Source organism: Bradyrhizobium sp. UFLA05-125 (assembly GCF_059803515.1).
This window is the reverse complement of record NZ_JBANBJ010000004.1, coordinates 1-26,531: the sequence shown is the minus strand read 5'-3', so window position 1 is coordinate 26,531 and position 26,531 is coordinate 1. Positions and strand designations below refer to the sequence as shown.

At 59.2% G+C, this 26,531-nt stretch carries 26 protein-coding genes and 1 pseudogene; 14 read left to right on the top strand and 13 right to left on the bottom strand.

Annotated features, from left to right (window positions below):
• Positions 1–33: 33 nt before the first annotated feature.
• The 6 genes from SO156_RS06525 to SO156_RS06500 are packed head-to-tail and all read left to right on the top strand — an operon-like array spanning position 34 to position 5,679.
• On the top strand, positions 34–1,017 hold the full coding sequence (locus SO156_RS06525) for a BMP family protein (RefSeq protein ID WP_498534238.1): 984 nt from the start codon (positions 34–36) through the stop codon (positions 1,015–1,017).
• A gap of 2 nt (positions 1,018–1,019) precedes the next feature.
• Positions 1,020–2,570, top strand: coding sequence for an ABC transporter ATP-binding protein (locus tag SO156_RS06520; protein ID WP_498534237.1), 1,551 nt, complete (start codon positions 1,020–1,022; stop codon positions 2,568–2,570).
• Positions 2,563–3,672 carry an ABC transporter permease gene (locus SO156_RS06515; RefSeq protein ID WP_498534236.1) on the top strand — a complete coding sequence of 370 codons (1,110 nt, stop codon included), beginning with the start codon at positions 2,563–2,565 and terminating at the stop codon, positions 3,670–3,672. The genes SO156_RS06520 and SO156_RS06515 overlap by 8 nt, the downstream gene beginning before the upstream one ends.
• Complete coding sequence (locus tag SO156_RS06510) at positions 3,669–4,592, top strand: ABC transporter permease (protein WP_498534235.1); 924 nt, start codon at positions 3,669–3,671, stop codon at positions 4,590–4,592. The genes SO156_RS06515 and SO156_RS06510 overlap by 4 nt, the downstream gene beginning before the upstream one ends.
• Positions 4,593–4,636: 44 nt before the next feature.
• A complete protein-coding gene (locus tag SO156_RS06505) occupies positions 4,637–5,470 on the top strand; it encodes a cysteine hydrolase family protein (protein ID WP_498534234.1) in 834 nt (277 codons plus the stop codon).
• Positions 5,471–5,514: 44 nt separating this feature from the next.
• Entirely contained in the window at positions 5,515–5,679 is a 165-nt protein-coding gene (locus tag SO156_RS06500; protein ID WP_498534233.1) for a DUF2934 domain-containing protein, read from the top strand.
• Positions 5,680–5,823: 144 nt separating this feature from the next.
• On the opposite strand, the pseudogene SO156_RS06495 reads toward SO156_RS06500, so the two are convergent.
• From SO156_RS06495 to SO156_RS06485, 3 genes and pseudogenes are all read right to left on the bottom strand, one after another.
• A pseudogene (locus tag SO156_RS06495) lies at positions 5,824–6,273 on the bottom strand (DUF1194 domain-containing protein); the annotation flags it as partial.
• 854 nt (positions 6,274–7,127) lie between these two features.
• Positions 7,128–7,658: a DUF1993 domain-containing protein gene (locus SO156_RS06490; RefSeq protein WP_498534232.1), complete on the bottom strand. Its 531-nt coding sequence runs from the start codon at positions 7,656–7,658 to the stop codon at positions 7,128–7,130.
• Between the two features lie 59 nt (positions 7,659–7,717).
• Positions 7,718–8,863: a LysR family transcriptional regulator gene (locus SO156_RS06485; protein WP_498534231.1), complete on the bottom strand. Its 1,146-nt coding sequence runs from the start codon at positions 8,861–8,863 to the stop codon at positions 7,718–7,720.
• A gap of 162 nt (positions 8,864–9,025) precedes the next feature.
• Between SO156_RS06485 and SO156_RS06480 the strand changes: the two genes are divergently transcribed.
• Positions 9,026–9,922 (top strand): LysR family transcriptional regulator, encoded by an 897-nt coding sequence (locus SO156_RS06480; RefSeq protein ID WP_498534370.1) that lies wholly within the window; start codon positions 9,026–9,028, stop codon positions 9,920–9,922.
• A 59-nt stretch (positions 9,923–9,981) separates the two neighbouring features.
• Here the strand turns inward: SO156_RS06480 and SO156_RS06475 are convergent, their stop codons facing one another.
• The 4 genes from SO156_RS06475 to SO156_RS06460 all read right to left on the bottom strand — a co-directional run bounded on the left by SO156_RS06475 (position 9,982) and on the right by SO156_RS06460 (position 14,304).
• Positions 9,982–10,704: an SDR family NAD(P)-dependent oxidoreductase gene (locus tag SO156_RS06475; RefSeq protein ID WP_498534230.1), complete on the bottom strand. Its 723-nt coding sequence runs from the start codon at positions 10,702–10,704 to the stop codon at positions 9,982–9,984.
• Between the two features lie 80 nt (positions 10,705–10,784).
• Positions 10,785–11,819, bottom strand: a complete 1,035-nt coding sequence (locus SO156_RS06470) for an ABC transporter permease (protein ID WP_498534229.1) — start codon at positions 11,817–11,819, stop codon at positions 10,785–10,787.
• Positions 11,816–13,378, bottom strand: a complete 1,563-nt coding sequence (locus SO156_RS06465) for a sugar ABC transporter ATP-binding protein (RefSeq protein ID WP_498534228.1) — start codon at positions 13,376–13,378, stop codon at positions 11,816–11,818. The genes SO156_RS06470 and SO156_RS06465 overlap by 4 nt, the downstream gene beginning before the upstream one ends.
• Positions 13,375–14,304 (bottom strand): sugar ABC transporter substrate-binding protein, encoded by a 930-nt coding sequence (locus SO156_RS06460; protein WP_498534227.1) that lies wholly within the window; start codon positions 14,302–14,304, stop codon positions 13,375–13,377. Before SO156_RS06460 ends, SO156_RS06465 begins: the two co-directional genes overlap by 4 nt.
• A gap of 672 nt (positions 14,305–14,976) precedes the next feature.
• Here SO156_RS06460 and SO156_RS06455 point away from each other — a divergent pair.
• The 4 genes from SO156_RS06455 to SO156_RS06440 all read left to right on the top strand — a co-directional run bounded on the left by SO156_RS06455 (position 14,977) and on the right by SO156_RS06440 (position 18,798).
• Positions 14,977–15,930 carry a sugar ABC transporter substrate-binding protein gene (locus SO156_RS06455; protein WP_498534226.1) on the top strand — a complete coding sequence of 318 codons (954 nt, stop codon included), beginning with the start codon at positions 14,977–14,979 and terminating at the stop codon, positions 15,928–15,930.
• Positions 15,931–15,991: 61 nt separating this feature from the next.
• The gene (locus tag SO156_RS06450) at positions 15,992–17,131 is read left to right on the top strand and encodes an ABC transporter permease (protein WP_498534225.1); all 1,140 of its coding nucleotides are present in this window, start codon (positions 15,992–15,994) and stop codon (positions 17,129–17,131) included.
• Positions 17,131–17,910, top strand: a complete 780-nt coding sequence (locus SO156_RS06445; RefSeq protein ID WP_498534224.1) for an ATP-binding cassette domain-containing protein — start codon at positions 17,131–17,133, stop codon at positions 17,908–17,910. Before SO156_RS06450 ends, SO156_RS06445 begins: the two co-directional genes overlap by 1 nt.
• Positions 17,911–17,958: 48 nt before the next feature.
• Positions 17,959–18,798: an intradiol ring-cleavage dioxygenase gene (locus SO156_RS06440; RefSeq protein ID WP_498534223.1), complete on the top strand. Its 840-nt coding sequence runs from the start codon at positions 17,959–17,961 to the stop codon at positions 18,796–18,798.
• 70 nt (positions 18,799–18,868) lie between these two features.
• On the opposite strand, the gene SO156_RS06435 is transcribed toward SO156_RS06440, so the two are convergent.
• The 6 genes from SO156_RS06435 to SO156_RS06410 form a co-directional block, all read right to left on the bottom strand.
• Entirely contained in the window at positions 18,869–19,909 is a 1,041-nt protein-coding gene (locus tag SO156_RS06435) for a zinc-binding dehydrogenase (protein ID WP_498534222.1), read from the bottom strand.
• Between the two features lie 135 nt (positions 19,910–20,044).
• On the bottom strand, positions 20,045–20,845 hold the full coding sequence (locus SO156_RS06430; protein ID WP_498534221.1) for an SDR family NAD(P)-dependent oxidoreductase: 801 nt from the start codon (positions 20,843–20,845) through the stop codon (positions 20,045–20,047).
• 21 nt (positions 20,846–20,866) lie between these two features.
• Complete coding sequence (locus SO156_RS06425; protein WP_498534220.1) at positions 20,867–21,652, bottom strand: SDR family NAD(P)-dependent oxidoreductase; 786 nt, start codon at positions 21,650–21,652, stop codon at positions 20,867–20,869.
• 10 nt (positions 21,653–21,662) lie between these two features.
• Complete coding sequence (locus SO156_RS06420) at positions 21,663–22,739, bottom strand: maleylacetate reductase (RefSeq protein WP_498534219.1); 1,077 nt, start codon at positions 22,737–22,739, stop codon at positions 21,663–21,665.
• 3 nt (positions 22,740–22,742) lie between these two features.
• Positions 22,743–23,030 carry a YciI family protein gene (locus SO156_RS06415; RefSeq protein ID WP_498534218.1) on the bottom strand — a complete coding sequence of 96 codons (288 nt, stop codon included), beginning with the start codon at positions 23,028–23,030 and terminating at the stop codon, positions 22,743–22,745.
• A 9-nt stretch (positions 23,031–23,039) separates the two neighbouring features.
• Positions 23,040–23,381 carry a Dabb family protein gene (locus tag SO156_RS06410; RefSeq protein WP_498534217.1) on the bottom strand — a complete coding sequence of 114 codons (342 nt, stop codon included), beginning with the start codon at positions 23,379–23,381 and terminating at the stop codon, positions 23,040–23,042.
• Between the two features lie 124 nt (positions 23,382–23,505).
• Between SO156_RS06410 and SO156_RS06405 the strand changes: the two genes are divergently transcribed.
• From SO156_RS06405 to SO156_RS06395, 3 genes are all read left to right on the top strand, one after another.
• Positions 23,506–24,468 (top strand): LysR family transcriptional regulator, encoded by a 963-nt coding sequence (locus SO156_RS06405; protein ID WP_498534216.1) that lies wholly within the window; start codon positions 23,506–23,508, stop codon positions 24,466–24,468.
• Between the two features lie 261 nt (positions 24,469–24,729).
• Entirely contained in the window at positions 24,730–25,590 is an 861-nt protein-coding gene (locus SO156_RS06400) for a sugar phosphate isomerase/epimerase family protein (protein ID WP_498534215.1), read from the top strand.
• A 505-nt stretch (positions 25,591–26,095) separates the two neighbouring features.
• On the top strand, positions 26,096–26,531 hold a 436-nt coding region (locus SO156_RS06395), incomplete at its 3' end, for an ABC transporter substrate-binding protein (protein WP_498534214.1).

Below are 26,531 nucleotides of genomic sequence, written 5' to 3'. Positions count from 1 at the left end.
GCGGCAACACCGGAAACGAATAGGAGGAAACACATGAACGGTACCCGTCGTGCATTTCTGCAGACCGGCCTGCTTTCGGTTGCCTGGATCGGATCGTCAGGTCGGCTCGCCTTCGCCGATGAAAAGCCGCTCCGCATCGGCATTCTCATTCCGGGGTCGAGAGCCGACCATGGTTGGATGGAGTCGGCCTATGACGGCATGAAGGCGGCCGAGCAGCACCACGGCAAGAAGGTCGTGATCACGTCGATCGAGAACGTAAAGTTCGCCGACATGGAGCAGGCGCTCGTCACGCTTGCCAGCAAGAACGATATGGTGATCGGCGCTGCCGGGCAGACCCAGGCGTCGGTGCTCAAGGTCGCCAAGCGATTCCCGAAGGTGAAGTTTTCCATCGTCGGCCCGACGGGACAGCCGACAGACAATGTCGCGCAATACGACGTGCTGCAGGCCCAGATCGGTTTCATCGCCGGCGCGGTCGCCGCGATGATGTCGAAGAACGGCGCGGTGAGCTATGTCGGCGGCCTCGAGATTCCGGCCATCGTCAACACCGGAACGGAATTCGCGAACGGCGCCAAATACGTCAAGCCGGATACAAAAAGCTTCGTGACCTACACAGGCGACTTTGACGACGTCGCCAAGGCAAAGGAAGCAACCCTTGCCGCGATCGCGCAAGGCGCCGACGTTCACTACAACATCCTCAATCTCGGCGTGCGCGGAATGGAGCAGGCGGCGCGCGAGAAGGGAACCAGGATGATTGGGAGCTATACCAACTACTGCTCCGACAACAACCCGCTCTACATCGCCTACACGGTCAGCGGCATCGGGTTCATGGTCGAGTACGCTATCGACCAGGCTGTCGCCGGGACGTGGCACCCGGAATACAAGCAGTTCGGTCTCGCCATGGGGCCGCGTTCGGCCGACATCGAGATCTGTACCGGCGCAACGCCCGAGATCCAGGCGAAGATCAAGGAGCTCAAGGACGATCTGCTGTCGAACAAGATCAAAGTCAAGGTGGGTTGACCGTGGCTGTTCTCGAAATGTCTGGCCTGACCAAGCGGTTCGGCGCTTTCACCGCGCTCGACGACGTTTCGTTAGGAATCGAGCGCGGCGAGGTGCACTGCCTGCTTGGCGAGAACGGCGCCGGCAAATCGACCTTGTGCAACCTGGTCTTCGGGGTGCACCGGCCCGATGCCGGAACGATGACGCTGGGCGGAGAATCGTTCCATCCCCGCGGTCCGGCGGAAGCGCTCCAGCGCGGCGTCGTGATGGTACACCAGCATTTCAGCCTGGTGCCCAATATGAGCGTGGCCGAGAACCTCATGCTGGGCCGCGCCAACGCGGTCCTGAAGCCGCAAGATATCACCGTGCGGATGGAGCAGATTGCAGCGGAATACGGGCTTGAAATCGCGCCCGAGGCGCTGATCGAGGATCTGTCGGTCGGCGAGCGGCAGCGGGTCGAGATCATCAAGTGCCTGCTTGGCGATCCGCAACTGCTCGTGCTCGACGAGCCGACCGCCGTTCTGCAGCCGGGCGAGATCGACTCGTTGCTGGCGATCTGCCGCCAGGTGGCGTTGCGCGGAAAGTCCGTGATCCTGGTGACGCACAAGCTCGGCGAAATCAGCCGGGTGGCCGATCGCACGACCGTGCTGCGGCAGGGCCGGATCGTCGAGACGGTGGCGATGGCCGGTGCGGACATCCGCTCGCTGGTGCGCTCCATGGTCGGCCGCGATGTTCAGTCGGCTGGTTCGGTACTCGCCGCGGCCATCGACGTCGAAGGCAAGGTGCCGGCAATACAGGAGCCTGCGCCGGCCCAGAGGCGGCGTCAAACGGTGCTTGAGATCTTCGATCTCGTCTACCGCGATGCGCACAGCGTGGCGAGGCTCGACGGCCTCAGTCTGTCGGTCGGTGCGGGAGAGATTGTCGGGATCGCCGGCGTGGAGGGCAACGGTCAGACCGAACTGGGTCTGATCCTGGCTGGCCTCGCCTCGCAGAGCGAAGGCACGATCGTCGTCGGCGGCGCGCGGGTGAACGGCTGCACGCCGCAGGAGATCACAGACGCCGGTGTCGGCATCGTTCCCGAGGACCGCCACGCGGTGGCCTGCATCAAGGAATTGTCGGTCGCCGAGAATCTGTTCCTCGGGGAGATCGGAAAGTTCAGCCGTTTCGGGCTGCTCGACAAGTCGGCGCGCCGCAAGGCGGCCGAGGCGATGATGCGCGAGTTCGACGTGCGGGCAAGCAGCCCGGATGTCTCGATGGCGAGCCTCTCCGGCGGAAATCAGCAGAAGGCGGTGCTCGCACGCGAGCTCTCGCTCGATCCGCTGGTGTTCCTGCTCGCGGCGCAGCCGACGCGAGGGCTCGACGTTGGCGCGATCGAGGCCGTTTACAATCGCATCCGCGCCGCCCGCGATGACGGACTTGGAGTGCTCTTGATCTCCAGCGAGCTCGAGGAGCTGATGGCGGTGTCGGATCGGATCGCGGTGATCTACCGCGGAAAGCTGGTTGGCGAACTTGCGGCCGGGTCGTTCAGCCGCGAGGCGATCGGGGCGATGATGTCGGGGCACGCGCATGTCTAGGTTCGCCATGGTCATGAAAAATCCGAAGCTTGCGCGGGTCGCGCAGGGCGCCAAACTCGATTTCGTGCCGTTGCAGGTGCTGGTTCCGGTGGTGTCGACCGTGATCGCGCTCGGGATCGGCCTGCTGATCATCGCTGCCACCGGCGCGTCGGTCGCCGAGGCGGTCGAAGCCTTCTGGGACGGCATGGCGGGAAGCGATTTCAACATCGGTGCGTCGATCAATCGCGCGATCAGCCTCGCGCTGGTCGGCCTCGGCTTCATTTTTGCGAGCCGCGCCAACCTGACCAATGTGGGAGGCGAGGGGCAGATCGCGATGGGTGGCATGTTCGCGACGGCCGCGGCCCTGCATGGCGCCGGCGGCCTGCCGCTGGGACTGGCGTTCACCGTCCCGCTCGCCGTGGGGACGGCCGCCGGCGCCGTTTGGGGCGGCCTGGCGGGCTTTCTCAAGGCCGCACGCGGCACCAACGAGGTCATTAGCACTTTGCTGCTCAGCTTCATTGCGCTGCCTCTGGTGTACTGGTCCGTCGAGTCCTTCCACCTGCTGCGCAAGCCGATCAGCGATGTGTCGTCATTGCCGGAATCGCCGGAGATCCCGGATTCGACCAAGCTGCCGCTGCTTTTCCCGGATAACGGATCTCCGCTTCATATCGGATTGCTGATTGCGGCGATCGCGATCGTCGTGGTGTGGCTGGTGCTCAAGCACAGCACGCTCGGCCTGCGACTGCGTGCCGTCGGCCTGAATACGACGGCCTCACGCCGCGCTGGCTTGCGGACGAGCTTCTACGTCATCCTGGCGATGACGGTGTCCGGCGGCCTTGGCGGTCTCGGCGGTGCGATCATGATTCTTGGCCAGCAGTTCTATCTGACGAGCGATTTCTCGTCCGGTTACGGATTTGATGGCCTGGTGGTCGGCCTGCTGTCGCGCGGCTCGGCCGTCGGCGTCGTGATCGGCGCGTTGCTGTTCGGCTTCCTGCGATCGGGATCCATCAACATGGAAATCTCGGCGCATGTCCCATCTGCCGTCGTCCTGATCTGCCAGGGCCTGATCGTCATCATCATTGCAGGCTCCGCGATCCTCACCAACCGGAAGGTGCCCCGATGATTGACGAACAAATGGCTGTGTTCATCGGCTCCGGACTTCGCCTCGCCGTCCCGATCATATTCGCCGCAACGGGCGAGATGCTGAGCGAGCGCGCCGGTGTCCTCAATCTCAGCCTCGACGGCATGATGCTGATGTCGGCCTTCACCGCGGCGCTGGCGTCATGGGCGACTGGCTCGCCGCTCGCCGGCGTGGCGGCCGGAGTACTGGTCGCGACCGCGGTTGCGGGGGTTCAGGCGGTACTGAGCGTTACGTTGCGGGCCAATCAACTCGTGGTCGGAATCGGGTTCAACATCCTGGCGCTGGGAACAACAACGTTTCTCTACCGCGAGATCTTCGGGCCGCTGTCGCGCGATCCGATTCCGGGATTCGCGCAGCTCAATCTGCCATGGCTCGCCAGTATCCCGGTGATCGGGCCAGCGTTAGCCAACCAGACCGGCCTTGCCTATGTCAGCATCCTGTTCGTCATCGTGACGTGGCTGCTCCTGAAGTACACATCCTTCGGGCTGGCGGTGCGGGCGGTCGGCGAGGATCCACGCGCCGCGGACAAGGCGGGCATCAGCGTGACGAGGACGCGCTATCTCGGCGTGCTGTACGCAGGCATCCTGGCAGGCCTCGGTGGAGCGTTCATGTCAGTTGCAGACAGCAATACGTTTACCGAGAACATGACCAAGGGAGCAGGCTATCTCGCGATCACGGCCGTGATCTTCGGCGGCTGGAACCCCTGGTACACGCTAGCGGCGTGCCTGCTATTTGGCTTCGCGACCGCGCTGCAGTTCCTGGTGCCGGCGCTGCAACTTGATGTGCCGGTCGCGCTTCTGTTGTTGCTGCCATATTTGCTCGCGCTGATCGCCATCGCGGGCTTCGTCGGAAAGAGTAGACAGCCCTCAGCCCTGACCGTTCCGTTCGAACGCGGCGGCTGATCGTAATAGCCTTCAAGAAAGCATATGCAAGGGAGGAAGGTCCGATGACGAGTTCCACTTTAGCAAGGGCCGCGGAATCCGCTTCGCCCAGCACCGCAAATCCTCTTGGATCTGCTCCAGGCTACAAATGGCTGGTCGACAACAACAACGTCAACATGGCGATGGCGCCGCCGCCGCCCAAAGTGGTTACGATCGATGCGCAGCCTCAAACGGTGACGGTTGACCTGCACCGCACCGTTCTCATCGTTGTCGATATGCAGAACGACTTCTGCGCGAAGGGAGGATGGGTCGACCATCTGGGCGTCGATCACACGCCCGATCGGGAGCCGATCGGGCCGCTACAGAAGCTTCTCCCGGTGTTGAGGAACGCCGGCGTGCACATCATCTGGCTGAACTGGGGCAATCGGCCCGATCTCAAGAACATGGCGCCCAACCAGCTCCATCTGTACAAACCAAAGGGCGTCGGCATCGGTCTTGGCGAGGCGTTGCCGGGCAGTGGCGCGCGAGTGTTGCAGAAGGACAGTTGGGCCGCGGCTGTTGTCGATGAATTGAAACAGGAGCCCGAGGACATTCACGTCGACAAATACCGGATCAGCGGCTTCTGGGACACGCCGCTAGATAGCATTCTGCGCAATCTCGGAACGAAAACGATCCTGTTTGCCGGTGTCAACACCGATCAATGCGTGCTGCATTCGCTCACCGACGCAAATTTCCTCGGCTACGGTTGCCTCCTGGTCGAAGACTGCTGCGCAACGACGTCGCCGACCTTCTGCGTTGAAGCAACTATCTTCAACGTTAAGAAGTGCTTTGGTTTCGTGACGCATTCGTCGCACATCATCGATGCGCTCCAGGTATTCGCGCAACAGCATGCCAGATAGGAGCACGCCCCTCAGTTGCCGCTCATTTGCCAGGAGGAGCGCAAATGCTAAGTCCGAAACAGGAGGACGTCGAGCGCCGCGCCTACCAATTGTGGGAACAAGTCGGCATGCCACAAGGAAGAGACCGGGAATTGTATCTCGAGGCGGAGCATCAGTTAAAGGAAGAGATAATTCGACATGAACTCCTTGAAGGACGATATCCCGTATAACCGCGGCGCTTGAGCGCGTCTTTGAGATGGAACAGCGATTGCTCGGTCCAAACTCGAAACGTCCTCTTGCGGGCCTGCTCGACGAGGACTGCGAGCGCTGATGTGCCGGTCGTCGGTAGCTCAAACGCGAGATCTCAAGCAGTGCATGGTCGAGAGGGATGGCTCCTTCACCATGATCGGGAGGCCATTAATAATGATGCCTTTCTCCAGGGCAGCGTCGCGCGCGCCGGTTACGGGGGCTCCGTCGTTGTTCGGCCCATCGCCGGAAATATCGATGACGCGCTGCAACCCCGCGTAGGGGTTCTCTTCAAACAGCTGCACACGAAATAAATCGCGCCGGAAATCGAGGTACTCGAACCTCGACGAACCGGCGTTTTCATGATCTCGGCAGCCTCGGCATCCGCCGATTCCGGGCTGTCGATCACGCGCCATGGAATGATGACTTCTCGTCGCCTGACATCGATCACTCGAAATAGGTCACGGCCACCTTGCTGCCCGGAACGGCCCTCAGCACCTGAGGAAGTCTTTCGAGACGATGGCATGTGCAAAGCCCCCGCGCTGAATGGCAGGTTCGTCCATATCCATCGAATAGGACTCCCCGAAAAGCGGAAATATGCAATTGTCGCAATTGTCGTTCACGTTCGCGGCGATCGAGACTTGCTCTGGACGACGAGTAGCTGACGGTATCGGACGGAGAGGGGGAGGCCGGACTAGCCGTCGCTCCTAAGCACACGCGCTCATTCTCTATCAATTCACTTCGATAGTTGGCGAAACAGCCTTCTCTCACAGCCACGCAAAGTTTACTGTGAATTCAAGACCAAAAAATTGCGGCGGGTATACCGTCGGCATTTGTCCGTCAGGCTTGAAAATGTGTCCTTGCAAATCAACGGCGAAGGGTCGTTCGAAATGATAGAGTGGGAGTAGTGAGGCCGGGTGCAATCGCGCAGCCCAGCGTAGTTTTGGTGGGGGCTGTTACCAGTTACTTTCATATTCAGAGACTAACCAAAGTTGTGGCCGAGCTTAATGCGGTGGAAGTCGGCATTCCACTTCCCTTCCGCTGACAGAGTATTCAGGCGCACTATGGCGTGCAGAATGGCAGAACGTCGTGAGGCAAGGGAGCGGCAACGAACTGGTTCACTGGAGCGAGAAGCATCTTGTCCAATGGCTGTGATCGCTCACGGGGCTCCCCCAAACCGCGATATCCAGGTTGTGTTGAATCAACTTCTTAATCGGAGTTGGAGAGGGGCTCGCTTGTAGCTACGGTGACAAGCTACGGATGACTCCAACTACGGCAGTTCCTGGCGCAAAGCTGCCGCTCTGGAGCCTGATGAGGCCCTCCTGGAGCAAGGCTCCCCACTTCGTGACTGCGGCCTCCGCTCCGGCGGGTGTTGATCAATTTCCCAGAACCTCAAAAGATGTTCCAGGAAAAATGAGAAGTCTGCCATCTCTCAGCTCTTGATGAGCATCTTGCCGAGAAAATCGCGTTTTCCCAACGGCACGCCTTTGTGTCGGAGGATGTCGTAGGCGGTTGTCGCATGGAAATAGAAGTTGGGTAGCGAAAAGGAGAGCACGAAGCTTTCGGCTGTAAATGGCAGTACGATATTCTTGCTCGGTAGCCGGTAGGTGACGTCTTTGCCCTGCAGCGTTTCGATCTCGTCGCGCTGGAGCTGCAACATTTCGCCTCGTGCTTGAGCAACAATTTTCTGCAGCCCGGCAAAGTCCATACCCTCCGGAGCGGGCGGCGGCGGTCCGAACGCGCCTTCTCTCAATCCTCGAATGGCGCCCAACGAAGCGTGCACCGTATTCCACACCTGAAAAGCGAAAGGCTCCATATCATCGTAGAGCCGCTCTTGAAGGATGCAATCGGGATTGATTCCGATCTTCAGGAAGTGAGCCAATCCCTTTCTCAAGATGCCTTCAAGGGCTCCCAAGGTCTGCAAGTAACTGGAGACGCTGAGATCGTAAAGTGAAACTGTCATTCTCTGCTTTCATTGACGATTGCCTCCAAGAGGACAGGAGAGGGAATTGCCGCGCTGTCTCAGGCAGGTCGTTGAGGGTGAAGCGGATCGTGGTCTGGACAGCGGCGCTTGTCTGGCTGGACCGCCAGTCTGCGATCGCGTGCGACTCCTGTAACTTCTCCACGAAAACGCCGAACCCGACCTTGAACACGGTGATGCGAAAGCTCCGTCGCTGAAGCGTGGTCCAGCGACGCGGTCTGAGGGAGAGGGGCCGCGCCTATGTCGGATACTTCACGTGTTTTGGAGAGCTGAGTCGCATTCCAGTGCCTTTCGTAGTCTTCCTCCCGGAAACGAGCGATCAGGAACTCGATGAAGAGGCGCACTTTGGCAGGAAGATGTGCCTTGGTTGGGAACGCGATATTCATCGTGAGCCTTGGAAGATCCCAGTCGTCCAGTACGCGGACCAGCCGTCCAGCTTTCAGATCGTCGTGGATAATGTAAGTTGGCTGCGCCAATATTCCGAGACCGTCAAGCGCGGCGGCGCGAATGATCTGGCCATCGTTGGCTGACAGCAAGGGTCGCACCGGCACCACTTCTACCTCGCCATTCTTGCGAAGGCGAAATTCATATGGCTTGTCGGCGAGCGTGTAGAGCAAGAATTTATGTTGGGAGAGATCAGCGGGCGTCTGCGGCTCACCATGCTTTTCCAGATAACCTGGGGACGCCGCGAGCAGGCGGCGCGTTTCAGCGAGTTTTCGTATCGTTATCGAGGAATCCGCTTCGAATTGCCGGGTACGAATTGCGAGGTCGATGCCATTGTCGATTAGATCATAGTACCTATTGGCGGCGACCATATCGACGGAGATGTTTGGATATTGGCGGGTGAATTCTGGAATCAACGGAGCGAGATGCCTCAGACAGAAGGACAGCGAAGCGGTGACGCGCAAAGTACCCGTTGGGTTAATGGCTGTCTCGCTCACGGAGGCTTCGGCCTCTCTCATGTTCGAGAGGAGGTCTTTGGCCCGCAGAAAGAACTGCTCTCCCGCTTCAGTTAGATGGAGACGGCGTGTCGTACGATGGACCAGGCGAGCGTCGAGACGCTCTTCCAGGGCCAGCAAATGACGGCTTGCAGCAGAGGTAGAAATGGCAAGCTGCTCCGCCGCCCGGGTTAGGCTACCGAGTTCGGCGGCATGAACAAACACCTCGACTTCATTCCACCGATCCATGGTCTCCTCCGGGTGCTCCCTCGACTAACGTCGCTTTTGTTTCTGCCCATCATCCCGCCTGGCGGGCGATTGCGACGAAGGCCAAGGCTACAGTAGAATGAAGATGCGAAAAATGCCTCAGTTGTCCGAACATAGTAGACTTGGAGTCTCCAATTGGCACATGTGGAGCAATTGGCCGGGGTTGCCGCATTCGTAGAAGCCGCCCGCTCCGGAAGCTTCACGATTGCCGCGCAAAAGCTCGGGATAACAAAATCGGCCGTCGGCAAGAGCGTTGCCCGGCTCGAGGAGCGGCTGGGCGCAAAGTTGTTCTATCGGACCACCCGCCATCTTAGCTTAACGCCTGACGGCGCGGCCTACTTTGCCAGCTGCTCTCACGCGCTCGACGAAATTGGCGACGCGGAACGTGCATTAACGTCGAAGCATGGCAAGCCAAGCGGGAAGTTACGGATCGATATGCCGGCTGCCTTTGGCAGGCTTGTTCTGCTTCCTCTCTTGCTCGACATAGCCAAGGCGTATCCAGCCTTGCGACTGGTGATGACCTTCACAGATCGAATTATCGATCCGGTGGAAGAGGGGATTGATCTTTCGATCCGGTTCGGAGAACTGCGTGACTCTAGCAGCCTCATCTCACGGCGGTTAACGGAACAGAATCTGCTGCTATGTGCCTCGCCGCGCTATCTTCAGGCTCATGGTAGTCCAATGTATCCGAACGACGTGCAATCGCATGACTGCATCGTCGGATACAGAAGGGGCACAACCTGGTCTTTTGTCGACGAACAGGGGGAGTTGATGCGTGTAACGCCGCCAGCAACGCATGAGGTCGGCGACGGCGATGCCATCGTAGCTGCTACGATCGCAGGCTGCGGACTTTCACAAATGCCTGCCTCACTTGTGCGTAAACCGATCGCCGAAGGTGCGATCGTTCCTCTCCTCACAAGCTATTCTAAAGCAACGGTCGAGATTCACGCCGTATGGCCGAGGACCAGGCACCTGGTCCCGAAGGTTCGCGCGGTCGTCGATGAGCTAATTGCGAAGGCCGACGCAGGCGCGCTCGACTGATGTTTGGACCCTTTGGCTCGCTGGATCGCAGTTCGCGCTGCGATCCGTCCGATTGCTGGCTACGGCGCGGTGTAACCCCCGTCGATTACAAGCTCCGCTCCGGTCATGTAGCTGGATTCGTCACTCGCCAAGAACAGCACGCCATAGGCGACTTCCTCTGGCTTTCCTAATCGCTTCATTGGTGTGATGTTCACGATCGATTCGGTAATCTGAGCGTCCTGCGCATCGATCATCGGCGTTCGAATGATGCCGGGGTGGATCGAGTTGACGCGAATGCCATCGCCGACGTAGGTCAAGGCTGCATTCTTGCTCATATGTCTGACCGCTGCTTTGGAAGCGGCGTACGCTGCAACACCCGCCGCACCAGCAATTCCCCAAATCGATGATGTGTTGATAATCGACCCGCCACCGATCGTCTTCATATGCGGAATGACGATCTTCATTCCGTAAAATGGTCCGGTCTGGTTAACGGCGATGACCTTGTTCCAATCCTCGATGGAGATCTCCTCGATACCTGCGTAGGACAGGACGGTGCCTGCGTTGTTGAAGAGAATATCGATGCGGCCATCTTGATCAATGATTTCACGCACGACCGCTTGCCAATTGCCGAAGTCGGTTACGTCCAATCGATGTCGAACGACACCGTCTATAGCCACGTCTTCGTCGAAGCTGAGATCGCAAGCGTGAACTTTCGCGCCTTCCTTCGCAAAGAGCTTCACAGTTGCCAAACCGATTCCACGCGCGCCGCCAGTAATCAGCGCTACCTTGTTTGCAAGACGCATTGCCTTACCCTCTCAATTCAGGCCCGGGTGAGAGCCGATTCAGTACGCTATCAAATGCGCGATTGCCTCAGTCATTGACCTCAAGCAACTTTGTCTGCGCCACTGAGCTTGCTGATGAGCAGTGCAACCAGGATAATTCCCCCGGTCGTGGCATTGATCCAGTAAGCAGGAACCTGGGACAGGACCAGCACATCCTGGATGAGCACGAGTAATAGTACCCCGCCGCAGGCGCCAGGCATCGTGCCACGGCCGCCATTAAGGCTGACGCCGCCGAGCACGGCAGCTGCGAAGGCGTTAAAGATCAGGTTTTGCCCGAGCGATGATGGAATTGAGGCGATGCGGCCCGCCTGCAGAAGGCCTGCCAGGGCGGCCAATACACCGGCAGTAATGAAGACCCACATGAGGACACGCTCTACCGGGATTCCGGCTACACGCGCAGCCTGGGAATTGCCCCCGACCGCATAAAGCATCCGCCCGATCCGGTGACGCGACATAAACAACGTGAGGATCACGAGCAGGCTCAAGGCGATGAGGAACGACAGCGGCACGTTGCCGATGCTCGCCTCTCCCGGCGCAGTCAGCATCGCTGGCAATTCGGAAAGCGTCTGGCCGTGTGTCACACCGAGGCTGATGCCGCGAAGCAAAATCAGTGTGGCCAAGGTCGCGATGAAAGCGTTGAACCTAAGATATATCACCAAGACGCCATTCAACGCGCCGATCACGGCACCAGAGGCGAAGATCGCCAATAGAGCCAAAGTTGGCGAGTTCGTCAGCCCGATGCTGCCGCCGCTGACGTCGAGAAAACAATAGACACCCAGCATTGGAGCGAGCCCAAAGGTCGATTCCAGCGACAGGTCGAATTTACCGGCGATCAGCACGAGGGTTAGGCCCATGGTAAGGACGCCTAGCTCGCTCGCTTGCTGCATGACGCCGTAGATGTTGTCAAAGGAGAGGAAGGCCGGATTCAAGATCGCGCCGACGATGATAACGACGATCAACACCGGCAATATCGCCCATTCAGGCTGAAACAAATTGCCGACGGACCTTCTGTTCGGAGCAGCGCTGATGCCTGTGAGGGTCGGCGCCGGGGGGGTGATATGTGTGCTGTTGCTCATGATTTCTCCGAAGGCAGATTGAAACCCTCCATCGCGGCAACGAGTTCTTCCTCGCTCATACCGCTTCTCTCAGCGACGTTCTCGCCGCGAACCCAAACCTGGACCCTGTCACAAAACGCAAGTTCTTCCGGTTCATCGCTGACAAGGATCACGGCCAGACCCTGCCGACGGCGCTGTTCGACGATGTCCAGGATCGTGGCTTTGGAGGCAATGTCGACGCCCGCGGTGGGATGCAGCAGAATCAAAACGGTCGGTTTCGGACTCAAGGCGGAACCCAGCAGAACCTTTTGTTGATTGCCGCCGCTAAGCTCACTCACATTCTGGGTGACCGAATGACAGGCGATCCCGAGGTCTCTGCGGTTCGTTTCCGAAAACTGACGCCGTGCCTTGCGGTCGATGAGCACACGTCTCGAGAACGCTTTGAGACTGGGAAGCGTGATGTTGTCTTCGATGGAAAGGCAGCCGACCAGGCCGGTCTTGATGCGATCCTCTGGGAGCAGGCTGATGCCTGTCCGTACTGCGGTACCAGGATTCCAGGCTCGCGGTACCTTCTCGCCCTTAAGAAGAATTTGACCCGTCCAGTTCGAATTGTGGCCAGCCAGGGCCAGAGCAAGGTGGCGAGTGCCCGAGCCAGAGTGGCCGGCAAGGCCAACAACCTCACCTGCTCGCAGCGACAGGTTGAATGTATCCTTGCACGCTGCGCCTTTGATGTGCGCTTCCAGGACGACCGGCGCGTCAGACGGTAGCGGAGCGCGTGCTACATGCTCGCTCGCGGTCAGGGCGATGCCTGTCGCCTCGTCGCCCACCATTGCAGTTACGATCTGGGCAGTAGTGAGCTTTTGCGCGTCCCCGTGCAGGACATCACGACCGTTACGAAGCACCGTGACCGTGTCGCACACCTGCGGTATCTCATCGAGGTGATGAGAAATAAACAGGAAGGTCACCCCGCGCTGGCGGAGTTCGTTCACACGCAACATCAACTGGTCGATCTCGCTGGCGATCAATTGTGCTGTTGGCTCATCGAGAATGACGAAGCGAGAGCCTTGGCTGAGCGCGCGTGCGATCTCGACCATCTGGGCCTCGCCAACGCCAAGATCTCTGACTTTGGCGTTCGGCAGGATAGGCATGTTCCAGCTATCGAGCTCGGCGGCTGCCTTCTTGTTCAACGCGTGCCAGGAGATCGTCTGCTTGCCCTGATACCGTCCGAGGTAGAGATTCTCCGCGACGCTCAGGTCGGGGACCAGGGTCCGGTGTTGATAGACACAGGACACGATCTCTCGCCAGGCGTTGCGATCGCTGGGTGCTGGCGGGGCACTGCCGTTCACAAAGAACCTGCCAGAATCAATGGCTCTCAAGCCTGTGAGAACCGAGACAAGTGTCGATTTGCCAGCGCCGTTGCGACCAACAAGGCCATGCGACTCGCCCTGCGAGATCGTGAGCGACAGTTCATTAAGTGCGACTGTCTCCCCAAATCGCTTGACGGCCCTGTCGATCTGCACGATGGCGGCGAGCGGGTTCGCCGTTGTCGAGGGGGCAGCGGGGCGAGACGCGGTTATCATCGGCCGTTGCCCCACAGGTTGGGATCATCGACGTTTTGCTTCGTGACGATCGGCGAGGGCAGCTCATCAACGTAGTAAGAGCCGTCCTGCACCACCGTGCTCTTGTGGTCAGTGGGACCAGCCTTCATCGCCTCGCCTTTGAGGGCAGCGGAGAGGTAGTGCACGCCGTATTTGGCATAGTCGGTCACGGGCTGCGATATAGTCGCGTCCAGAAAGCCGTCGCGGATTGCCTTCAGAGCTCCAGAGCCGCCGTCGATGGCAACCACGGGAATGTGGCCGGGTTGGCCAACGGGTAGCAGGCGCCCGCGCGACTTGAGGGCCGATGCAACTGGATCGTAATAGAGCGTGTCCGTAGCGAGGTAGATGCCGACGATGTTGGGAGTCCCGCTCAACACTGTCAAAGCGACGTTTGCGCTGGTGGGACCGTCCCAGTTAGCCGTCTGTTCGATGACTTCGACACCTGCAACCTTCTTCCTGAATTCCTGGTTGAAGCCATCCTTGCGGTTACGACCGTTCGTTGTGGTCAAGGCGCCCGTAATGTCGAGGACCTGGCCGTTCCTTGCGTTGATCGCGGCAGCGAGTGCTTCGGCTGCCCGGGCGCCCATCGCCACGTTGTCGGCACGGACGACTGAGTAGACGTCGCCTGCCGAGGGTTCGTCATCGACTATGACTACAGGCACGTTGCGGCTCTTTGCGAAGTCGAGCGCCGGCTTGATGGCGGCGCGATCGACGACTCCTGCGAGAATGGCATTGGCTCCCGCATTAATGAGGTTACGGAAGTCCGTGACTTGTTGACTTGCGTCTCTGTTCGCATTGGTCGTCTGCACAACGCTGCCACCGACAGCCTTGGCTTCGTTGGTGGCGGCGTTGACCAGGACGGTGAAGAACGGCGTGTTCAGGGTTGGCATCGACAGGCCGAGCTTCATCGTTGGATCTGCGGCCGCAGCACCTGTTGCCCCGAGTGCCACCATTGCGGCAAACACAGTCGAGACCAGTGTAAATTTCAGCGTCTTATTCATGGGCTCCTCTCTTGTTGACGGCTTATGCCGGTGTGATTGCTTTTGTTCGGACGCGTCATCGATGTGCGACCGTCCTCTTGGGAGCGGTTATCCGATATTGCGTTGTTTGGGATAAAGAGGGTGGACCGGGAAACACTGTTGTGTGTGGCGCAAAGAGCAGTTGCGGCGTCACGTGCGTGAGACACGGCTTTGCTGCGCAGGAGTTTACAGTTTTAGCCCGCTTGTCGGCCGCTCGTGCGCTATTCAGCATGCGGTCCGCGGGAATCCGGCCACATCGTTCGAACCTCGGCTCGTCGGCCGTCGATGGAAGGGCCGGTACAGAGCCACCAAATCGTCGGGCGTGATCGACGTCTTCGACGATGCGCCTTCGCGCCAAGAGCGGTCGCACTCAGCTACACCGTTGCGCGTGCAGGTTGGCATCGAGCTTTTTGCGCTGTGCGCAAGAGTGTTTCCCGATTGACCTTGTTTATCCCGCAGTGCGCGACATGGAATAAGCGTGAAGAGGGGACCGCAGCACCGATGAGTGCTGTCGATCATAGAGCAATGCCGGGATAAGCCGGTTATCAAGGAGGAAGCCGAATGCGCGATAGCCTGAAGTTGACACTGATTTCCGCTGCTCTTTCTGCGGTGGCGGCGTTCGGGGTGGCGGGGACTGCCGCCGCGAAAGACGAGAAATTCGTCATGATTGAGCATTCGCCGGACAGCGAAACCTTCTGGAATACCGTGAAGAACGCAGCCACGTTGGCAGCTAAAGAGACCGGCTCCACGGTGACGTTTCGTAACCCGCCGACGGGCGACCTTGCCGACATGGCGCGGATCATTCAGCAGACGGTTGCGGAGGCCCCGGACGGAATCATCATCACTATTCCCGATTTCGATCTCATCGGTGGACAGATATCCGCTGCGGTCGACAAGGGAATTCCGGTCGTGACGATGAACACCGGAACGGCCGAGCAGTCGAAGAAGCTCGGCGCCCTTCTTCATATCGGCCAGCCCGAATTTGAAGCGGGCAAGGGTGCTGGCGAGAAGGCGAAGGCCGCCGGCATCAAGTCGTTCCTCTGCGTCAACAGTCTTTTCCCGAATGTGGCCGGCGAGCAGCGCTGCAAAGGCTTTGCAACCGGCCTCGGTGTCGAACTCGGCAAGCAGATGATCGACTCGGGGACAGATGCGACAGAAATCGCCAACCGGGTTAAGGCCTACCTGGCCGCTAATGCTCAGACGCAGGCAGTTCTGACGCTAGGGCCGATGACGGCCATTCCAACAATTAAAGCCTTGAAGGAGAACGGTCAGGCGGGACGAATTTTCTTTGCCACGTTCGATCTCAATCCCGACATCTCAAGAGCGATCAAGGAAGGCGTGATTAACTTCGCCATTGATCAACAGCCGTTCCTGCAGGGCTATCTGTCGGTCATTACGCTGACAAATAACCTGCGCTACGGCGTGGTTCCCGCGAATTCCGTTCTGTCGGGGCCAGGCTTCGTCACCAAGGACAATATCCAGTTGGTCGAATCCCTGGCCGGTAAGTATCGCTGATCCTCCCGTGACTTGCGGGCTGCGAGCAGTCGCAGCCCGCACTCTTTTGGGATCCTGAACCATGACGACGCCCTCAAAAGCAGCAGCCCACCAAATGCCCGCGGCAAAAGATGAACGAATAAAGGAAATCTCGAGAGTCCGGCGAGCGATCATCCGTCCGGAGCTTGGCGCCATCTGTGGAACGATCGCGGTCTTCGTGTTCTTCTTCGTGCTTGCGGGCGGAACGGCAATGTTCACCCTTGAAGGCGCGATGAGCTGGAGCACGGTGTCAGCTCAGTTCGTCGTTCTGGCGGTCGGTGTCTGCCTTTTGATGATCGCTGGTGAATTTGATCTGTCGCTCGGCTCTATGGTGGGCTTTTCTGGCATGACGTTCGCTTTGCTCACCATCGCTGTGGGTTTGCCGGTCTGGCTGTCGATCCTTCTTGCGTTGGTGCTTGCGTGCGCGCTTGGTGCGATCAATGGCATTCTCGTCGTCAGGACCGGCCTGCCGTCGTTCATCGTGACGCTTGCGTTCATGTTCATTCTGCGTGGCTTGACGATCTGGAGCGCGATCTCGTTGACACGCCAGACGGTCGTTTCAGGCATGGGCGATGCTGCTGCGAATGATCCTTTGGCCAAACTCTTCGGAGGTAAGGTCCTTACCGGCTTGTTTCACTGGCTCGGCGATCACGGCGTCATCGCGACTTTCGCCCGAGGGGCGCGCGCAGGACAGCCAGTCGTGGATGGGGTTCCCATGCTGATCGTGTGGGCAATCGGTCTGTTGATCTTCGGGCAATGGCTGCTCACACGAACCAAGTTTGGCAACTGGATCTTCGCCACGGGGGGCGATCCGCAGGCCGCGCGCTACGTCGGTGTGCCGGTCACTCGCGTCAAAATCATCATGTTCATGTTCGCTTCCCTCTGCGCGGCAGTGCTCGGCATCGAGCAAGTGGTCGAATTCGGATCTGCCGCAGCCGATCGAGGCCTGATGAAGGAGTTCGAAGCCATTATCTGCGTTGTGATTGGCGGCGCGCTTCTGACCGGTGGCTATGGATCCGTTATCGGCGCGGCGTTGGGCGCGGTGATATTCGGCGTGGTGCAGCAGGGACTGTTCTTCACGAATGTCGAAAGCTCACTCTTCCGCGTCTTTCTCGGCAGCATCCTTCTCGGAGCGGTGATCGCAAACACCTATATCCGCCGACTGATCACGGGAGAAAGGTGATGGCCGTACCGATCGTCGAAATGGTCGATATCCAGAAACATTTCGGGCACATCATTGCGCTGTCCGGCGTGTCCTTCAATGTGATGCCGGGCGAGTGCCACTGCCTGCTGGGGGACAACGGCGCAGGCAAATCAACCTTCATCAAGACGATGGCTGGCGTTCATGCGCCGACCCACGGAGAAATGAAGGTCAATGGCAAGCCAGTTCACTTTGCCAACCCGCGCGATGCCATGTCCGCCGGAATTGCGACAGTTTATCAGGACCTCGCGGTAATTCCCTTGATGAGCGTTAGCCGGAATTTCTGGATGGGGCGCGAACCAGAGCGGGGGATTTGGCCTTTCCGCACAATCGACTTCAAAATGGCAGATGGCGTCGCCATGCAAGAGATGTCGCACATGGGCATCAACCTGCGCGAGCCTGGGCAGGCGGTCGGTACATTGTCAGGAGGCGAACGCCAGACGGTCGCGATCGCGCGGGCAGTCTTTTTCGGCGCGAAAGTTCTCATTCTTGACGAACCGACATCGGCCCTCGGCGTACGCCAAACCGCGAATGTGCTCGCTACCATCGACCGGGTTCGCAAGAAGGGCATTGGGGTCGTGTTCATCACTCACAACGTCCGCCATGCGATGGCCGTAGGGGACCGATTCACGGTTCTCAATCGCGGCAAGACGCTTGGCACCGCGGATCGCGGGAAGATTTCGGCGGACGAGCTTCAGAATCTCATGGCTGGAGGCCAGGAACTTGCGCAGCTGGAATCTTCCTTGGGAGGAACGGTCTAAGCCCATCGAATCTTTGGGAAGCGTAATGTCCAGAGCAGAGGCTCGCAAATGAACAAGTACCTGAACGAGTTCAACTCCGTTGAAGCCGTTAGTGGGCGCCTCGGCGCAGACATTGACCCGCGATTGCGGAAAGTCATGGAGTCTCTCGTTAGGCATCTGCACGCGTTCATCCGCGATGTGGAGCTCAATGAAGCAGAGTGGTTCACAGCGATCGAATTCCTGACTCGCACGGGCCAAATGTGTAGTGATGTGCGGCAGGAGTTCATTCTGCTGTCTGATGTTCTCGGCGTATCAATGCTTGTCGATGCCATCAATCACCGGCGGCCGGCAGGCGCTACCGAGAACACAGTCCTGGGTCCGTTCCACGTAGCTGGCTCCCCAGAACGGGCGATGGGCGATTCCATCAACCTGGACGGCCAAGGCGAGACTTGCCTTTTTGAGGGGCGAGTCTTGGATATGTCCGGCAATCCAATTGCTGGCGCTTCGCTTGACGTGTGGTCGGACAACCACGAGGGCTACTACGATGTGCAGCAGCTGGACATTCAGCCACCCTTCAACAACCGCGGCATTTTCCGCACCGGGCCGGACGGTCGGTACTGCTTTCGCGGCATCAAGCCGGTTTCTTATCCAATCCCCCATGACGGACCAGTGGGACAGATGCTCAAGGCGGTCGGCAGGCATCCCAACCGGCCCGCACACATGCATTTTCTGGTCGGAGCCGACGGCTGCGAGCGGGTCTGCACGCACATCTTCGTCGCCGGAGATCCCTATCTCGAGTCGGATGCGGTTTTCGGGGTCAAGGAATCCCTCGTTGTCGATTTCAAACCTCTCGAGGGCGCGGACACGAGGTGGAAAGCCAGCTTCGATTTTGTGCTGAAATCAGTTTGAGATCGCTCACCGACGACGAAGGGAGGTGACCCCTGCGGGTCACCTCCCTTGTTTCAGTCCATCTCATCTGTCAATCGACGCCGACATCCACGAGAATCTTCATCTTCGTTCCTGCCGGATCGAGCAGGGGCTTGAAGCCCTCCTCAACGAGATCGTTCAGCGGGATGATCGCGTCGATCAGTTTGGCGACCGGCAACTTGCCGCTTTCAATCATTGCGTAGATGCGGGGCCAAAGTGTCGTGGGATAGCAGAGCGATCCCTGAACACGGATGTCTCGCACGATCAAGTCGAATGGCGAAAGTTCCACTTTCGCATTGGTCAACCCAACGAGGACGACCGTGCCTTGAGGGCGAACGGCAGCGACGCAGTCGACGATGGCGCGCGGATTGCCGGCACACTCGATCGCGGAATCGCAGCCGAGCCCTTCAAAGGTCTTTGCGCGCAAGGCGGTCGTGAGATCAGTGGCTGCAGGATCGATGGTTATGACAGGGAGCCCCAGCGCCTCAACTCGCTTGCGGCGTGCGGCGTTCGGTTCGCTGAGGAAAATCTGGCCAGCGCCGGCGGCGTGCGCGGCCATGACAGTCAATGCCCCGATCGGGCCGCCGCCCGTGATGAGGATCGAGCCGCCTGGTTCTAGTCCGCTCCGATCAACAGCCGTAACTGCGACGGCAGCTGGCTCGACCATCGCCGCCTGTTCAAAGGACAGGCTGGTGGGGAGCCTGATCGTGGCATAAGCCTTCATCACCGCATATTCTGCAAAGCCTCCCCAGGGCCAGGTCAGCCCAGTTGCTGCGCCTCTGGTGCCGAGGAAATGCAGGCCGCGGGTACCGAAATAGCCGTCGGGTGGACCCATATGCGGCTGAATCGCGACACGATCACCCGGACGCAAATGCCGCACGTCTCGTCCGACGGCCTCGATCCGGCCGCCGAATTCATGGCCAAGGATCTGCGGAACAGAAGCGCCGGAAAAGCTGTTCGGAGCTGATGAAATGAAGATTGGACCGGCGGCGTACTCGTGCAGATCGGTTCCGCAAATCCCACAGTAGCGATTCTTGACGAGAACCTCGTCCGGACCAGGTTCCTCGGGCTTGGGAATGTCGTCAATCCTCACATCTTCCCGAGCGTGAAATCTTGCAGCTTTCAAGGTGGCGTCCTCACAGTTTGGTCGCGGTATACGCCTGTGTGTCCCAGGATGCCGCGATGGTTTAGGAGGTTGGTACTGTGTTTCTTTGTGGCCGTTGGTGGTTCAATTGATCGAACGGATTGAGCCACCGTCGACACCCCACACCGCGGATGTAACGAAGCTTGCCAGGTCAGAGGCGAGGAAAACGATTACGTTGGCCACTTCGTCAGGCGTGCCAAGTCGCTGCAGCGGGAGCTGGCGAAGCTTCATCTCATGCTCGACGGCCGCCTGCGGCTCCATCTTGTGGTATTTGCCCATTGTTTCGGCAAAGCCGCCTGGCTTGGTCCAGAACGGCGTCCAGATCGGACCAGGAGCAACGGCATTGACCCGGATGCGTGGACCTTCTGCGCGTGCCAGCGCTTTCGTCAGCGACAGGATTGCTGCCTTCGACACAGAATAGTCAATTGGCACAGGCTCGGGCTGCCGGGCCAAATCTGACGCGTTGTTGATGATCACGCCACCGCGCTCGCGCAGGATCGGAAGTGCGCAGCGGATCGCACGGACATAACTCATGAAATTTAGCGCGAGGGTGGCTTCCCAGTCAGGATCAGTCACATCATCGAAGCTGCGAATGGCGCCAGAGCCGACGTTGTTGATGAGAATGTCCAACCGGTTTTCGAAGGACGATAGAACCGACCGCATCCCAAGCAACACGCCCTCAGCGGTGGACAGATCCGTCTGTGCGGTATGTACGGTTGCACCGAGTCCGCGCGCCTCGGCAGCAAGGCTCTCCAGTTCGGCAGCATTAATATCAAGGAGCCCAAGGTGTGAGCCTTCGCGGGCGAACGCCAAGGCCGCAGCGCGCCCGATACCGTTGGCGGCCCCGGTAATGACCGCAATCCGGTTCTTCAATCCTGTGTCCATCCGCCTTTCCTCCCAATTTTATTAGACTGAGGCACCTTCCGCGCCGGTCCTGAAGTCAAACCCTGCGGTTAGGCCTCCGTCGGCGATCAAGTCCGCCCCCAGGATCGCCCCGGCACCGGTTGACAGAAGGAACAGAGCTGCCCGTGCAACCTCATGCGCCTCGAGGATGCGGCCCTGCGGCTGGCGGTTTGCGCGTGTCTGAAGAAACTTGCCGCCGTCTCTGGCACTCTCGACATGCCGCTTGAATAGGCCTGCATTCATCGGTCCGGGGCTAAGCACGTTGATCCGCACGCCGGTGCGGGCATGGTCAAGCGCAGCTGTGCGGGCAAGTTGGCGCACCGCTGCCTTCGACGCATTGTAGATCGCCAGTTGCTGTTCGGCCACGGCGGCATTGACGGAGGCGATCGCGACTATCGTGCCGCCGCCGTCGGCCTCCATTCTTGGAATAACCGTCGCCATGGCCAGGGCGGTACCGAGTAGATTGACCGACATCGTTCGGGAAATGAGGTCGGGCGACGCATCGGGCACAGTACCCGTGTTGAGGATCGCCGCCGACGTGGCGAGGCCAAGGCTCGCCGGTCGGGATGCATCGAGCAGTACAGTGACCTGGTCCCACGTCGCTTGCTCGCTGACCGAGCCTACGACTTGAGCAAAACGGTCTCTCCCGTTGAGCTCGGAAGATGCCAGATCAACGCCGATCACCTGCGCCCCGCATTCAAGCAGCAAGGCGGCAATCTCTCGACCGAGCCCGGACGCGGTCCCGGTGACGATTACTGTTTCAGGAAGTGCAAATGTGATCGAAGCCACGGCGTTCTCCTCACTCCATAACTGGCGGCAGTCCGGAATAGGCCCGTTGCAACAATCGCCGGATCGCTTCGCGCTCCGGTCGCCGAGGATTTGCGTAGGGGCTGGACAAGACCAAATCCGTCGCCTTATCGATCCCATCGACCGGCATACCGAGGTCCTTGAGACCACACGGTGCTCCCACTCGGAGAGCGAGCTCGAATAACGAGCGGGAAGGATCGTCCGTAGTCAAGACTGTCTTCAGTTTGGCGATCACGTCAGGGATAGCCGAGGCATTGTAGGCAAGCGCATGCGGTAAGATGACGGTGTGCGTCTCGGCGTGCGGCAGATTGAAAGATCCGCCCAAGGCGTGACACAGCTTGTGATGCAGCGCCATGCCGACCGACCCCAGACACATGCCACAAAGCCAGGCGCCATAAAGCGCTTCTGCTCGCGCGCCTTGATCTTGGCCGTTGGCTGATATCCGCGGCAGGGCACGAAACATTGCGCCGATGGCGTCTATCGCCAGAAGATCGATTACCGGGTTCCTGTCTTCGGCATAAAGTGCCTCGACCGCGTGTGCCATGGCGTTGATGCCGCTCGTTGCAGACAGCGACGAGGGGAGGGACATGGTGAGGTCGACATCGTAGATGACGACCTCGGGCAGAACCTTCGGCGATTTGAGCGTGACCTTTTGCCCTGCTGCCGTCTCGCCCAGGATGGGAGTCATTTCCGAGCCGGCGTAGGTCGTCGGAACCACGATCTGCGGCAGGTCGGTGCGCAGCGCCAGCGCCTTGCTTAACCCTGTGGTGGATCCTCCGCCAAAGGCCACGAGGCCATCGACCTGGCGCTCTCGCACGAGCGTTAGAGCCGCTTCTGTGACCTCAACGGGGGTATGCATCGCCGCGCCAGAAAACGCGGCAGCAAACTTGTCCGCGAGCTGCGTGGAAAAATGGGCAGCGGCAGACGCTTGCGGCGGCGTGGAAAGAACCACAACTCGCTTTAGCCCGAGCCTGTCGACCTCCTCCGGGAGACGAGCGACCGAACCGCGCCCGAAGATCACGCGGGACGGATGCTGACTGTAGACAAAGGTCCGTAGAAGATCGGACATGACTCAAGACCGATTGTCGACACGCAGGCTGAAGGGGTGGATCTGCACCTCGGCCCACACACCTGCCCGCGCGAACGGATCGTTCGCATTAAACGCCACCACTTCGGCCAATGTTGCTGCCTCAAAAACGAAAAGCGAGCCGATCATCGTCTCGCCGTCCGGGGCAAGTAGTGGACCCGAAATCACGGTGCGAACGTCGCCAGCCGCCAGATATCGCTTGTGCGCCCCGTAATGCTCGAGCCGCAACAGCAGCGCCTCATTGTGATCGAGGCAATGAACTGCGAAGTGCATTTCGCTTCCTTATCCAGAAACATAGTCTACCTGGTGCCGCGCAATCCGCACCCCTTCCAACTCGTCGCGAATCTTCAGGTGTGCGGGGTGCGTTGCGTACGCTGTGAGCGCCTCGCGGCTCTCGAATTCTGTGTAGAGAACGATATCGCAGGCGTAGTTGACCCGGCTGAAATCCACGCCGATCTCCAGATGAGTCATGCCAGGGATAATCCCACGCAATCGTTCAAAGCGAGACTTCACCGCAGTGACCGACGCTGCTTTCTCCTCCTCGGAAGACCCGAGTAGATTCCACATGACGATGTGTTTGACGCGCTCTCTTTCGCGCGGCAGCGAACCGTTCGACAAGCTCATTCAATCCTCTCATCGCGTCGCGTCGGCTATCGAAAAGCCGCGCTCGCAAAAAAAGATTGCATTTGCCGATTGAGGAATAAAGATTGCTGCCGACAAAACACTCTCCCAGGAAACGCAAAAAGCTATGGACCGGTGGACGGAACTGCAGGCCTTCGTGGCGATCGCGGACAGTGAGAGCATGACCAGGGCGGCGGATAGGCTGCGCCTTTCGATTTCGGGAATCAGCAGGTATTTAACGAACCTTGAGAGCCGACTTGGAATACGGTTGGTGCAGCGGTCCACACGTCGTCTCACTCTCACGAGCGAAGGCGAGCAATTCTATGAAGATGTGTGTCACGTGCTGACGAGCCTCCAGGAGGCGGAAGCCAACGTTACTGCGGGCGTGCTGGCTCCGACCGGTCGGTTGCGCGTGGGAGCATCTCTTTCCTTCTGTCTCTTGCACCTGATGCCCGTGGTCGAGCAGTTTCGCGCTCGTTACCCGGAGGTGCGCGTCGAGGTCGTCTCTTCGAACAGATACTACGACATTATCGAAAACGGCCTGGATCTGGCGATCAGAACGCGGCGGGTTGAAGCGGACAGCTCGATCCAGATTCGTCGGCTTGCGGAGACGCGTCGGCTGCTGGCGGCATCGCCTGAATACCTTCGCAAGCGGGGAGTTCCACAGCATCCCGCGGATCTCCGCGGGCATGATCTCATTCTCCATACGTTAGCTGATAGCTGGAACGAGCTAGCTTTCACGAAAGGTGACGACAAAGTCAGAGTCGAGGTCGATGGGATGGTCAACACCAATGATGGACAACTGATTTGCGCGGCCGCTCGGCGAGGGTTGGGAATACTTGTGCAACCGACCTACATTATCCAGGACGACCTGGACTCAGGACGCCTGGTGCGTGTACTGGACGACTGGGACCTGCCGCGCCTGACCATGAACATCGCTTTCCCAACAAAATCGCAGCTGCCGGCGCGTACCCGGCTATTCATCGACTTCCTTGTCGAGCGGTTTCAAGAGCACAAGTACGAAGAAATCTGGACCCGCTTCGTGGATGGACGTGACCCATCAAGCCGGTCGCGACGCTTTCGTCGTTGAATTTTCGCTGTCGGCGTGGCGTTCATGCAGAGCGCTGCCGAGGCAGCGCACATGATGACCGCGGCATACCTCTCAATCGCGCAACAATGGTGGCTTCTCGCGATAACGCGACGAGAGGACTTTTACTTGCGCAATTCGCAAAAGTGTTTCCTGTGGCGCCCACTTTATGTCGGCTGGTGTCATGATATCAGAGCGGCAGCTGGTGGTCCGTTGGCTGCCATAACCTGACTTTTCCGCTAGAACTTGCGCGAGGATTTTGCCGTGGCTGACGACGTAGAGCTTCTGATCTCGTATTTCGCGCTTTCGGGCGATGTTTACCCGCTGGGGCCGACTGAGACCAGCCCATTCCCGTTCAAAGACAGGGTGGAGGCGGCAGCGCGCGCCGGGTTCAAGGGTTTTGGTCTTCACTACGAAGACACGATGGCGACAGAAAGCCGAATTGGGTTTTCAGAAATGAAGCGCATTCTTCAATCCAACGGAATGAAGTATCTGGAAATCGAGTTTCTGCTCGACTGGTACAGGAATGACGCGAAGCGAGTGGAATCGGACAAGTTCCGCCGGCAACTGTTCGAGGTCGCAGCAGAATTGGGGATGCGAGATATCAAGGTCGGTCCCGGATTCCACGAAACGCATGCGGACGTTCCGCGCATGGCTGACGAGTTTGCAAAGCTTTGCGAGCAGGCCGCCGTCTATGGAGCCGATATCGTCCTCGAAATCATGCCGTGGTCGAACGTGCGGACCATTGAAACGGGCTTGGCCATCGTGAGCGCCGCCGATCAGCCAAATGGGGGGCTTCTGGTCGACATCTGGCATATCGCGCGCGGGAACATTCCCTATGCCGATATCCGGAAAATCCCCTCGCGCTATATCAAGGCGGTTGAGGTAGATGATGCTTTGAAAGTACCGCCCATCGACGATATGTGGGAAGATACGATTCATCATCGCGAACTCTGTGGCGAGGGTGAATTGGACGTTCCCGCATTCCTTCGCGAAATCCGCGCAGCCGGTTACAGGGGCGTCTATGGGACCGAGATTCTGTCGGCGCGCCACCGCAAGCTGGGTCTCGACGAGATGGCGAAGCGGGTGTTCGACAGCACGATGGCTCAGTTCGCCAGGCTTTGAGCGTGGTTTGTTAGTCGCACGCTGCAAATGGAGTCTGCCGTCGGTTCTCGGCTCGCCTGGCGGGGTTGCGGGCCTTCACGGCAGCGGTTCTCGGTGGGATCGGCAACAGGCGGTTCGGGGCTCGCGTCAGCGACCGGTGAAAGCGCTTTCAAATGCCCAGCAGCGCAAATCCAACGTGAACACCCTGTACGCGAAGATATTCCAGGTGTTGCGGCTCGGCGGTCGACGGTGCGCTCGTTAGAGGCTCTCGTTCGGAGAATGCGTGATAAGTGACCGGCAACTGGGTATGAGCGCGTTGAACAGGCACAAAGCTCAACGAGGGGCGCGCTCTTTTCACATTGACAAGTCGGCGTGCAGTATTTACAGGTGACACCGTGCGAGGACGCGCACGTAAAATTCCAACGACGTAGCTGGGCATCTGGTCTTGGCGCGTCGTTTTTGCGTTTTTAGCGAACAAAATTAATCCCAGGCTGGTGCTCGGCTCAAAATATCGGAGCGGAACACCATGAGACGCGCTTATTTAGGTATCTACCTTTCTGCGGCGCTTGCCCTGCTGGCCGGCGCGCAGGCCCAGGCCCAGACGAAGATCGGTGCCATTTTCGACCTGACCGGCGGTCTGAACATCTACGGTATTCAGCAGAACAATGCCCTGAAGCTGGCCGTCGACACCATCAACGCCAAAGGCGGCGTGCTCGGGAAGCCGATCGAGGTTGTCGGCTATGATGCGCAGTCGGAGCTGAGCAAATATACCCAGTACGCGAACACGGTGATCCTGCGGGATCGCGTGAGCGCGCTGTTCGCCGGTCTCACCAGCTCGTCGCGCGAGGCGATCCGGCCAATCGTGCGCAAGGCCAACATCCCCTACTTCTATGGATCGCTCTACGAAGGTGGTGCCTGCGACAAGCAGACCTTCGTCACGGGTCCTTCCGCCTCGCAGCAAT